Raw genomic sequence first — 11398 nt, forward strand, 5'->3', positions numbered from 1 at the left:
GGCACCAGCTAATATACCTTTTTCCCTATTTAAAATTCGTCAACACCCCGTAAATTGCCCAAATCGCCATCGCCCGCAAATAGTGACTCGCCCGAAAAGTTCCCCCCGCCGTAATCGCTTCCGGCGTCCGAAACTGCAACCCATTTTCATAAATCTGCTTCACCACCGCATCCGTCAATTTAAACGCTTTATCCTCCATCCCCATCTGTACCAAAAAAGCCGCCAACCCAAAATTAATACCTGTCCAAACTTCCAAAGGATGAGTCGCATTCGGATTTTCCGGCGAACCGTTCAGCATCACCCCATTCGCCGCACCGAACTCGCCCTCGTTGAACTTCAAAAAGCAAGAATCGTACACAGTTTCTAAAGCACTGGCTGCACATTCTGGCGGCACAATATCCGGCAATCCTAACAGTTTCGCGTAAAATTGACCGCACAGTTGGTCAGCCATCACCACTTCGGAATTACTCTCGCTGTCCAAACGGTAATATTGACCGTTCCACAGTTTTTCTTGATAGCTCGGTCTTGCTTGTAGCAGCCAACTGTGATATAATGCAATCTTTGCTTGAGGGTTAGGAATTATCTCCGGTGCTGCATCTTCCAAGATTTCGCCGATCGCGATCGCAGCCTCCAGCGCCGCCAACCACAAACCGCCGCAATACGCACTTATCCCCCGCATTTGCCAGTCATCAAACGTCTGATCCGGTGCTCCAGAATTCTCAGGAATTCCGTCCCCATCCTCATCAAAAGTTTTCAGATAAGCCAAAGCCTCAACAATTGCCGGCCAACACTCTTTCAAAAACTCGCAATCTGTGCCGCCAGTCAACAAAAAGTCACGATAAACCTGCAACACAAAATCGCAAGGCAAATCCTTCCACAAATTGCAATCTTGATAGCTAGTATAATTGGTTTTTTCCCAAGGATGTTCGTTAGGAGCACCCAAATCGTGCGGCGTCGCCCCGACAGCTTTTCTAATAGCCGAAGCTTGATTCCAGCCAATAATTCTCGGCGTATCGTCTCCGGCAGAAATTGCCCTAGCAAACGCTAAAACTACTGACTTTTCTAAATCCGGCCAAAGCATCAACAAAGCAAAAGAACCGTAAAGCCGCACATCCAAACTTTCGTACCAGCGGTAATCAATGCACTCCAAAACCGCAAATTGACCCTTCGGATCGCGTTCGTCAGCCGCACTCCAAAGAGTACCGCCGTCTGTCAGGGCGTACAACTCGTTAAACAGCGCCATTTTAAAACTATCTGACAAATCTGTCCGTTCTAAAATAGGTTTTTGCCAAGCTTCGATATTTTCGCGCCAAGTATCCGAATGCTTCATTGCAGTGCGAATAATCGGCCAAGCATTTTTGCCGTTGCGGCCGAAGAAATCCGTATAGCGGCGGTAGTACCAAACTCCCGATGCAAACTCAGTAACGGGCAAATCCCAAGCTATAATAAAGGGGATTTTGCGCGTTTTTCCCGGTCGAAGAGTAAAGCGAACTGCGATCGCACAAGCCAACTGTTCTCCGGCTGCTGCGGCTGTCTCGTCATTGTCATCCAACAAGAAACCTTCAGCAGAAAAGTTGCGCCAAATATCATCACCGTTCCCCGCCGGGTTCCAGCGAGTTTGATAGAATACTTCTACCGCCGGATTAGTAATAGTTGCGATCGCCCATTGTCCATCCCCCTCTTGCGGTTCGTCCTCAGCAGTCAACCGCGTCATCACGCAACCGATGCGGTGAAAATCTTCCACCAACAAATTCAAATTTCCGGCACTTTCTCCCCACCGGGATTGATAATCATAAAATGGACTGCCATCATCTCGCACCTTCACTTCCGGCGATTTATTGGCATTAGTAAACCAACCGACAATATTCTCCCAAGTCAGCATGATGCTGAGAGTGATGGGCGCATCTGTAGGATTGTGCGCCACCCATTCAAACATGGCAACTGGGTAACTGCTTTCCTGATAATTGTTCGGCAAAATTGGCGAAAATTGCTCGCAGCTTAATTTAGCCTCAAACACATTTTCATAAACAAACCAACTGCGCGGATACAAAGCATGATAACTCCCCGAAGAATTAGACTCTTCCCCGGTTCTTTCTTCTTCTTCCCTTCTTCCTTCTTCCTTCTTCCTTCTTCCTTCGCAAGGATACCATTTCCAACTAGATAAACTGCCATCGGTAGGCGGTTCAGTGGACAGTGCAAAAGCTTGTTTGTTGCCTTGAGTTTCTTCAAAAACGCTGAACTGACAAGCGGGCAAACTGCGAAAAATGTGTTCGCCGCCGTCAATGTGCCAGAGGTTGAAGTCGCCGCGGGGCGATCGCCCGATGCAGCCGGCACCGAACCCGCCCAGAGGCATTCCGTGCCAGGGCCCGTCGTCGAGATTGCTTGCGTAGCGGACTGTATAGGGATTCTCCCAACCGAGGCCGATGGGACGTTTCCAGGTGTGTGGGGGGATGTTTGGATTGGATGTGCGATCGTTATTCATGTGATTAATCTTAGCGCTAGATCGAGACTTGACAATTTTTTTTATTTAAGTTTAAACTTTTATCGCGCTAACGAATCCCGATATTTCCGACTATTGTTGAGTGTTGATTGTTGAGTTAAAGCAATTGGGTTCAGGGCTGCCGGATTCATCCATTCTCCCATCTAAAATCTAACATCTAACATCTGTTCAGCGCTCGCCTAACGGGGCAGAATATCATCTAAGCGAAGTTGCAAGCTTTTTAACAGAGGAGAAATAATCGGTTGACCGAGGCGAAATTGTTGCTGGATGTAATCTTGGTCAATCAGTTGGCAAACGGTGATAGTAGGTTGTTTTGGTTTACCGATAAAAGCCACGCCCCCCAATCCCCGATAATCAACTATCCAATATTCGGGAATTCCTAAAAGAGCGTATTCTGCAACTTTTCAGGCGTAATCTGTTTCCCAGTTAGTGCTGGCGACTTCTACCACCAATTTAATAGATCGCCCCAGGGTAATCACTGGTTCTTTTTCCCAGAGAGGTTCGCTGACAAGGGCGGTTTCATCTAATACGACAATATCGGGACGGCGGGCAGTACCGGCATCTGAAAATGGACGGATCAAACAAGTGCGGGGAATGAACCACGGTAGTTTTTCGGCTGCGATGGCGATAGCCATTTGAGTTGCTAGTTTACCGCTGACGGTTTCGTGTGGGCCTGTTGGTGACCTGTCAACTAATTCTCCGTCAGCGAGCTCGTAGCGGAAGTTGTCACAATATTGATCGAGGAAGGTTTCAAAAGTTAGGATTTTTTGCGCCGTGTAAGCCATTGGAAACTAATAGTTTTTGGCTGAAAATCTTATTCTATCAACTAACCAAATCCCAAATCAGAACCTTTCCGCGCGTGTACCAAAGCCAACTTTTCGTAACGCTTAGCGTGTTCCACCAACTCCGCAGCTTCTTCCTCAGAGACATCCCGCAGGCGTTTGGCAGGCACTCCCGCAACTAGCGTGTGAGGCGGAACGTCCTTGGTGACAACAGCCCCTGCACCGACGATAGAGCCTGTTCCTACCCTGACTCCATCGAGGACGATCGCCCCAATCCCGATCAGGCAGCCCCGTTCAATGTAAGCTGAGTGAATCACAGCTCGGTGTCCCACTGTCACGAAATCTTCCAAAACCGTCGGTTTCCCCGGATCGCCGTGCAGAATTGCTCCATCTTGGATATTGGTACTTGAGCCGATCGCAATTCGCTCTACATCCGCCCGCACCACCGCCCCGTACCAGATACTAGCACCAGCAGCCACCTCTACCCTGCCGATGACAACAGCGCCTTCAGCGACAAAAGCTGCTTGGGATAGATCGGGCCTGGGCCAATAGGAAGGAAGTGCAGGCAGAGGTTCGTTGAGATTGCTCATTTGCGATCCTTATACTTCTAGCAGATTAGCTGGTTGTTCATACGGGATATAATAAAAGTATTTGGCACTTTTGCAGAGAAAATATGCTGGGACGCAAATAAATGATTGAAGTTGCCTTGCAATACCCTATGTTTGGCCCGGAAATTCAGTGTCCCCACTGTCGCCAAACAATTCCGGCTTTAACGCTAACGGATACCTATTTGTGTCCGCGTCACGGGGCATTTGAGGCAGATCCAAAAACGGGGGAACTGGTTCACCTTCAGTCTGGGCGGCACTGGCGCCGCTGGGAGAATGAATGGTATCGCCAGCACACGCACCCGGACGGAATTCGGTTTGAAATTCACGAAGCGCTCGATCGACTTTATACTCAAGGCTACCGAGCAACTCGCGTGATCGTTGCTCAACGCTATCGCGACTTAATCAGCGCTTATTTGGAACGCAGCACGCCTTGGCGCGGCCAAGCGGAATCGCCCCGGCCAAGACTGTACGGTTTGCCTGTGGATTTTAGCCCTGAGCCCCAAGAAGACCCTTGCTGGGAAGTGATTAATTTTGATTTGGAAAAAGAGCCGGGAGTTCCGATTAGATATCCTTATTTTCGGTTGTTTGAATAAGTGAAGGAAGAGGGAAGAAGGAAGAAGGAAGAGGGAAGAAGAAAGAGGGAAGAAGGAAGAAGGAAGAAAAAACAAAGCTCTATTACTTTTGGGCAACAGATGCGATGTTTTTAATTCCGAGTTCCGAGTATACCCTCTCAAATATAAAATCTCAAATCGCAATTCCTACTTCCCAGTCTAAAATCTAAAATCTAAAATCTAAAATCTAAAATCGAATGCACCACGCCTCGATTCGCACTGCTAACATACACCGGGCGATCGCCTTTTACGAACAGTTGGGATTTACTGTGAGCGATCGCTTTACCACAGGTTACACCCTAGCCTGTTGGATGGAAGGTCTCAACGGACGCATCGAACTCATTCAAATCCCGGAACCAAAACCCGCACCGGATGCTTTCGGAGACGAGCATTATGTTGGATATTATCATTTATCTTTCGATTTAACTGAAGCCACAACTGACTTACCTAGTTGGTTGGAGTCTCTGAAAGAGCGGTTTGAGGAAGCTGCTAAAGACCAACCAAACCAGTTTCAAGCTTTAAAAGTTTTGTTAGAACCGACTCAACAGGCGATCGGGCAAAATGTTTACGAAGTAGCTTTTATTGCCGATACTGATGGTTTGCCTTTAGAATTTATCCGGCGGATGAATAGCTAATTAAGTCAGAGTTGAAACACTTCAGAAATCCCATCAGCGTGCATCTGTGTTCATCTGCTGATATCTGCGGTTAAAAAATCCCAATCCCACTAATCTGCTTTAATTCGGATATCAATTAACCCATAACTTCAGTAGAAGGAATAATTGGCGTTGCTGATTTACGGTATGAAAGGCTAAATATGCCCGTTATAGAAACCAGTATTCACAAAGCTTTTGGATTTTCAACTTATTTTTCGTACCCTGATTAAGCAACACCGAATCATGAAGAAGGAAGAATGGTCATATAGCAAGCTTTTTAGCCATCTGCACCTTTCGTTTAATTAGGTAGATTTACTTAATAACCAATAACTCATCAATAAAAATAAAACCCGCACCCGCGGGTTTCATCTTCAGGCTTATTGTTAATAAATTACGGTTTCAACTATTTACTTTTTAGGAACAAGAACCTCATTAGCAGCAACGGGACGGGTCGAGGAAGCGGTAGTTTTCAAAAGTGCGATCGCCTGCGCGTAGCAAGGATCGTCCTTAGTCGCAACTAACGTCGGTTTGTTAGCTAATTTCAGCTTTTGTTCGTCGGTGACTTCTACCTTAACATCGGGAGTAACCCCCTTTTGGCTGATATCGGTACCGCTGGGAGTATAGTAGTGGGCGATCGTCACCGCCAATCCCGAACCGTCAGCCAAAGAATGCACCGACTGCACCAAAGCTTTGCCAAAAGTTTGGCCGCCCATCACAGTTGCGCGCTTGTTGTCCTTCAGAGCACCGGCCAAAATCTCGCTGGCGCTGGCTGAATTGTCGTCCACCAGCACCACCAAAGGCTTATCAGTGATTGCAGTGCGGTTTGCGCGCATTTCCTGAGAATCGCCCGCGCGATCGACTGTGCGGACGATCGCCCCTGTATCCATCCACATCCGAGCGATATCAATGCTCACTCGCAGCAAACCGCCGGGATTCCCCCGCAAATCCAACACAAAAGCGTCAGCTTTCTGATCCGAGAGCTTTTTAATCGCCGCCTGCATTTGTTCGCCGGCATGAGAGCTAAACTCTTGCAAACGGATGTAACCCACCTTCTGACCGCCTTCATCCTTGAGGCTGTAGCGAACCGCTGCTACCTCAATTCTCGCCCTAGTCAAAGTGATGTCAAATTCGCCTTTACCCTCACGAGCAATCCGCAGCGTGACTTTCGTGCCTTCGTCGCCCCGAATTACCTGAGCTGCATCCGAGACAGTCATGCCTTTAGTAGTTTTGCCGTCTATCACCAAAATCCTATCGCCCGCTTGAATCCCTGCCTTCAGGGCGGGGGAATTTTCCATCGGCTCGACTACGGTAATCGCTTTCGTTTTCTCGTCTTCTTCGAGCCTCATCCCCACCCCTGTCAGTTCCCCAGAGGTTTGATTCGTCAGCGCTTCGTACTGCTTCGGGTCCATGAAGCGCGTGTACTGGTCGTTTAATTTCTCTAGGGCTTTGCGGAGAGCGGTGTAGGCAGCTTCGCGAGAAGTATAGTTTTTGCTCAACAGTTCTTGGCGGGTCAATTGCCAGTCAGTCTTGTTAAAGCTGCCATCAACATACTCTCGGTTGACAATTTGCCAAGCTTCGTCTAAGACAGCTTTGGGGCTATCTTGAAGCTCAGCGCGGACTGATTGACTCAGCCCGGGAACGAGCAAAGATATCGAAGCGGTTGTTGCCATCGCCCCACTGAACAGGGCTGCCTGTAATTTAGAAAAGCGTCTGCGGGCTTGATTCATTGAATTTGGCTCAATTCGATTTTAGATTTTTGATTTGAGATTTTATATTGCTAAAAAATCTCACACTACTACTTAAACTATTGTGTGGAGGCTCCACCATCCCTGTGGACAGTTTAACGAGATTTATTGTCGATCGCCAACCAATTATTACTCTCTTTCAATAAACTTAATTTAAAACTTGGATTTAAAAGTGCCGTGGAAGCTAAAATCGAACAATTTTCGCGTAAGTGGTTGAGCCTGCTCGTTAATGGAGCTATCGGTCTAGCAGCGCTGGCGGGGGTCGTTACCATGCAGTCGAGCGGGCAGTTGGGCGGAATGTCCCCAGTTCGCGTTCAGGGGCAAAAGCCACTCTCTCCAATGTCTGCTGCCAGTTTCAAGCAAGCCGCACAGCAAGAAGCGCAGCAAGAAGCCCTGCGGCTGAGAATGCTCAAAACTGTCCCTAGTTTTGGGTTTGACAATTTAATTGCAGATTGGACATTTCTCAAATTTTTGCAGTATTTTGGCGACGACGAAGCGCGAGAGGTGACGGGCTACAATCTGAGCCAAGATTATTTTGACATAGTTACGCAGCGCGACCCGCGGTGGGCTGACATCTACCTGTTTCTTTCCACAGCTATTTGTTTTTATCAAGGAAAGCCTGAAACTGCTGTTAACTTTATAGAGCGCGGTACTAGGGCCCTTGCCGTTTCACCGCAAATTCATTCCCAATCCTGGATAGTGTGGCGAACTAAAGGTATTGATGAGTTGCTGCTGTTGGGGGATATTCCCGAGTCAATTCACTCTCACGAAATGGCCGCTGATTGGGTGGAAAAAACCCCGGAAGGACAGAAATTGGCACCGCTGTTTCGAGCAACTGCTGAGTATTTGCGCCGAGATCCCGATAGCGTGCCGGTGCGGTTTACTGCTTGGAGTACGGTTTATGCTCAAACAACTGATAAGTTGGTGCGTCAAAGGGCGAAACAAGCTCTTGTCAAGTTGGGAGCTCAGGTGCAAAAAGATAAGGATGGAAACGAGAGTTTTATTTTGCCGCCTCGAAAGTAGGTGATTATTGATTGTTGACGGTTAACTGTTGACGGTTGACTGTTGAGTGTAATTTTCCAATCTAAAATCTAAAATCTCAAATCGGCTTGAGTTAGTTCGCGCCATTCACCGGGTTTGAGACCTTCCAGACGCAAAGGCCCGATCGCACACCTGACTAGCCGCAGCGTCGGAAACCCTACTGCTGCGGTCATCCGGCGCACTTGGCGGTTGCGGCCTTCTGTGAGAGTCATTTCCAGCCAAGCTGTGGGCACGTTTTTGCGAAATCTAATCGGCGGTTCCCGGGGAGGTAAAGGGGGTTCTTCTAACAATAATTGCACTTTTGCCGATCGAGTCCGATAATCTTGAATTGTGACACCTGTCTGCAAAGCGGAGATCGCACTTGCATCGGGAATTCGTTCAACTTGCACCCAGTAAGTGCGGGGATGAGCGAATTTCGGGTCACTGAGGCGGTGTTGCATTTGTCCGTCATCGGTTAACAGTAACAAACCTTCACTATCGCGATCGAGCCTTCCTACTGCATAAATGTTAGGAATAGGAATATAGTCTTTGAGAGTGCTGCGTTTAGTCTCGCTGGAGTTGTCAGTGAATTGAGTTAAAACGTCGTAGGGTTTATAAAATAGAATGTAACGATAGGGCATGAGCAATTAACAATTAAAAATGTACGGGCGGGTTTTAATATTAAGTAATTTGGTATAAACTCATATTTTGCACCCTTCTCAATAATTATTTCTGGGCGGGCTAGGAACCCAACCCTTACTCCCACAAGAAAATTCATCTGTTGTGGAACAGGGTCGAAAGCCTGTTAAGCGATAATGGTGCAAAATGTCAGTATAAACTAACCTCCTGCACTAATGTCAATAATCCTGTAATGGGCGGGTTTCACCAACAAGAATTGCATAAAACCGACAATCTGGAAAACCGTGCCTACCCAACGGCAATATGAATAAACTTACACCTAATTTTACCATGCCCCAAGCTACTCACCGCGTTTGCATCGTCTTAGGAACTCGCCCAGAAGCGATTAAACTAGCGCCAGTAATTCAACTCTTCAAAAGTTCGCCAACCTTTGACACCCAAGTAATTTTAACCGGCCAGCACCGAGAAATGGTCGAGCAAGTAATGCGAATGTTCGATCTAAAAGCCGATCGGGATTTAGCAATTATGCAGCACCAGCAAACTTTGACAGATATTACATCCCGGAGTTTGCAGGGTTTGGAAGCCTTGTTTAAAGAATTGCAGCCCGAAATCGTCTTAGTTCAGGGCGATACAACGACAGCGTTTGCCGCAACGTTGGCTGCATTTTACCAGAAAATACCCGTAGGTCACGTAGAAGCCGGATTGCGGACAGACGACGTGTTCAATCCTTACCCCGAAGAGGCTAACCGACGGTTGATATCTCAGCTCACACGGCTGCATTTTGCCCCGACAGAGCTGGCCCAAGAGAATTTAGGGCGATCGGGCGTTTTGGGAGAAATTCACCGTACAGGCAACACCGTAATCGATGCTTTGCTTTCTGTCGCCAAACGCGAACCAGAATGCAACATTCCTAACTTAGATTGGAGCAAATATCGCACTATCTTAGCAACAGTTCACCGCCGCGAAAATTGGGGCGAACCCTTACAAGGAATTGCTCACGCATTTCTTCAAATCTTAGATAAATTTCCCGATACAGCCTTGCTCTTACCTCTACACCGAAATCCCACAGTCAGAGAACCTTTGCAAGCTCTTTTGGGCAACCACCCACGAGTATTTTTAACTGAACCTTTAGATTATGCAGAATTAGTAGGAGCCATTCAGAGATGTCATTTAATCCTCACAGATTCCGGCGGCTTGCAAGAGGAAGCACCTAGTTTGGGCAAACCTGTTTTGGTATTGCGAGAAACCACAGAAAGACCAGAGGCAATTTCTGCAGGTACTGCTAAACTTGTGGGTACTAATTCTGATACAATTTTCACAGCAGCGGCAGAATTGCTGAGCAATTCCGAAGCATACAACGCAATGGCAATGGCAATTAATCCCTTTGGTGACGGTTTGGCATCCTCGCGGATTTTGAAAATTGTTGAAGAGTATTTTAGTTAGCTACTCCCTGGCGAGTGGGGCGGTTGAAACCGCAACTCCACAAACGAAGTCCCCGCAGAGGGGGACTAATTGCTGTTAAAAAAACTCGCTTTCTGCCTCCATCCCCGAATTACCAATCCCCACCGCCACCCCCACTAATGCTGTAGTCGCTACTGCTACTGCTGTAGTCGCTACTGCTGCTACTGCTGCTACTGCTGTAGTCGCTACTGCTACTCGTGCTGTTACTGCTGTAGTCGCAGCCACCCCAATAATCGGTGTTGTTACTGCTGTAGTCGCCACCCGCACCGCCACCGCTGGAGTCGCCACCACCAAAGCTACCCCCGCAGTCGCTACTGCTAATGCTGTAATCGCCACCCGCACCGCCACCGCAATCATCACTGCTACTGTTACTGCTGTAGTCGCTACTGGTACTGTAATCGATGCTGTTAATGCTGTAGTCGCCAGCCCCACCGCAATAGTTGTGACTGTTACTGCTGTAATTCGGACGGTTAGTGCTGTAATTGCAATTGTTACTGCTGTAATTGCGCCGATAACGGCGGTCGGAGGGGAAAGGAGATTTGCCAGAAAATAAGCTGCGAAATATCCTGAAGATAATGAAGCAAGGTATAAATGCTATTAATGCTATGAATAACAACCCAAGTAAGCCATAGATTAGATTCGATGAATCTTCACCTGTGGGTGTACTATTACTAATAACTGGCGATTGACTAGGTATTGGTGACGGTTTCACCCCTTGAGATGGTACGATTGGAGCCAAAGGCAGTGTGGTTTGAGATTGAGCATTTACTGTCGGAGTTTGTAAAACATTTACTAACGCCTTTGTCCCGGCTAATGTGCCCCCGTCAAAGTCCTGCTGTTTAAATCGGGGCGTAATTTCGGTTTCAATAAGGCCTACTGATCTAGCATCCGGCACAATGCTTTGAATGCTCGAACCTGTTTCAATTTGAACGCGTCCTTCACCCGACGAAATCAATAATAACACTCCGTTATTTTTACCTTTTTTGCCAATCCCCCAAAAGTTAAATAATTCTGTAGCAAATGCTTTTGGGGTCGCCGATGGCTTAGTATCATGCACTGTCACAACAGCGATTTCTGAGCCGTTTTTTGCCTCTAAATCCGAAATCATTTGATTTAGCTGAGTTTCAATCCTGTCGCTGAGAATGTTTGCATTGTCCGTTACCCAAGTGTTATTTACTTGACGGGGATTAGGTACTTCTTGTACTGTTATAGCTTGGCTCGTTAGGGGAAATGCCATTGCCGAAAAGCACAGCAAACTGCTCCCGATTATTTGTTTGTTGCTAAATTGTAACTGCATCGCTTGGGTGCATCTCACTTTGGCCAATACATCAAATTGAAAGTTGACCGTTGAGATAGGCACAGCGAAGAGCAAGGATAGA

The 11398-nt window shown here is 47.4% G+C and carries 9 protein-coding genes and 1 pseudogene; 4 read left to right on the forward strand and 6 right to left on the reverse strand.

The window, feature by feature from the left end:
* Positions 1-25 precede the first annotated feature (25 nt).
* From QUA62_RS19170 to QUA62_RS19180, 3 genes and pseudogenes are all read right to left on the reverse strand, one after another.
* Complete coding sequence (locus QUA62_RS19170; RefSeq protein ID WP_333406015.1) at positions 26-2482, reverse strand: GH116 family glycosyl hydrolase; 2457 nt, start codon at positions 2480-2482, stop codon at positions 26-28.
* Between the two features lie 197 nt (positions 2483-2679).
* Positions 2680-3285, reverse strand: a pseudogene (locus tag QUA62_RS19175) (Uma2 family endonuclease).
* A 41-nt stretch (positions 3286-3326) separates the two neighbouring features.
* Complete coding sequence (locus QUA62_RS19180) at positions 3327-3872, reverse strand: gamma carbonic anhydrase family protein (protein ID WP_333406017.1); 546 nt, start codon at positions 3870-3872, stop codon at positions 3327-3329.
* Positions 3873-3973: 101 nt separating this feature from the next.
* On the opposite strand from QUA62_RS19180, the gene QUA62_RS19185 reads away from it, so the two are divergent.
* Both QUA62_RS19185 and QUA62_RS19190 read left to right on the forward strand, forming a co-directional pair.
* Entirely contained in the window at positions 3974-4483 is a 510-nt protein-coding gene (locus QUA62_RS19185) for a TIGR02652 family protein (RefSeq protein WP_242717500.1), read from the forward strand.
* A 215-nt stretch (positions 4484-4698) separates the two neighbouring features.
* Entirely contained in the window at positions 4699-5136 is a 438-nt protein-coding gene (locus QUA62_RS19190; RefSeq protein WP_333406019.1) for a VOC family protein, read from the forward strand.
* Positions 5137-5561: 425 nt separating this feature from the next.
* On the opposite strand, the gene ctpB is transcribed toward QUA62_RS19190, so the two are convergent.
* Positions 5562-6881, reverse strand: coding sequence for a carboxyl-terminal processing protease CtpB (gene ctpB, locus QUA62_RS19195; RefSeq protein ID WP_333406021.1), 1320 nt, complete (start codon positions 6879-6881; stop codon positions 5562-5564).
* A gap of 195 nt (positions 6882-7076) precedes the next feature.
* Between ctpB and QUA62_RS19200 the strand changes: the two genes are divergently transcribed.
* Positions 7077-7922: a hypothetical protein gene (locus QUA62_RS19200; protein WP_333406023.1), complete on the forward strand. Its 846-nt coding sequence runs from the start codon at positions 7077-7079 to the stop codon at positions 7920-7922.
* Between the two features lie 68 nt (positions 7923-7990).
* On the opposite strand, the gene QUA62_RS19205 is transcribed toward QUA62_RS19200, so the two are convergent.
* Positions 7991-8560 (reverse strand): pseudouridine synthase, encoded by a 570-nt coding sequence (locus QUA62_RS19205; RefSeq protein ID WP_333406025.1) that lies wholly within the window; start codon positions 8558-8560, stop codon positions 7991-7993.
* 328 nt (positions 8561-8888) lie between these two features.
* On the opposite strand from QUA62_RS19205, the gene wecB reads away from it, so the two are divergent.
* A complete protein-coding gene (gene wecB / locus QUA62_RS19210; protein ID WP_333406029.1) occupies positions 8889-10001 on the forward strand; it encodes a non-hydrolyzing UDP-N-acetylglucosamine 2-epimerase in 1113 nt (370 codons plus the stop codon).
* Positions 10002-10110: 109 nt separating this feature from the next.
* Here the strand turns inward: wecB and QUA62_RS19215 are convergent.
* On the reverse strand, positions 10111-11398 hold a 1288-nt coding region (locus QUA62_RS19215; protein ID WP_333406027.1), incomplete at its 5' end, for a TPM domain-containing protein.

The organism is Microcoleus sp. MON1_C1 (assembly GCF_036701945.1).
In the GTDB taxonomy this organism is placed as follows: Bacteria; Cyanobacteriota; Cyanobacteriia; order Cyanobacteriales; family Microcoleaceae; genus Microcoleus.

Excerpts from the sequence above, each read along its gene's own strand:
- ctpB (WP_333406021.1), bottom strand. The coding sequence starts at position 6,881 with ATGAATCAAGCCCGCAGACGCTTTTCTAAATTACAGGCAGCCCTGTTC.
- wecB (WP_333406029.1), top strand. The coding sequence starts at position 8,889 with ATGCCCCAAGCTACTCACCGCGTTTGCATCGTCTTAGGAACTCGCCCA.
- QUA62_RS19190 (WP_333406019.1), top strand. The coding sequence starts at position 4,699 with ATGCACCACGCCTCGATTCGCACTGCTAACATACACCGGGCGATCGCC.
- QUA62_RS19170 (WP_333406015.1), bottom strand. The coding sequence starts at position 2,482 with ATGAATAACGATCGCACATCCAATCCAAACATCCCCCCACACACCTGG.
- QUA62_RS19205 (WP_333406025.1), bottom strand. The coding sequence starts at position 8,560 with ATGCCCTATCGTTACATTCTATTTTATAAACCCTACGACGTTTTAACT.
- QUA62_RS19185 (WP_242717500.1), top strand. The coding sequence starts at position 3,974 with ATGATTGAAGTTGCCTTGCAATACCCTATGTTTGGCCCGGAAATTCAG.
- QUA62_RS19180 (WP_333406017.1), bottom strand. The coding sequence starts at position 3,872 with ATGAGCAATCTCAACGAACCTCTGCCTGCACTTCCTTCCTATTGGCCC.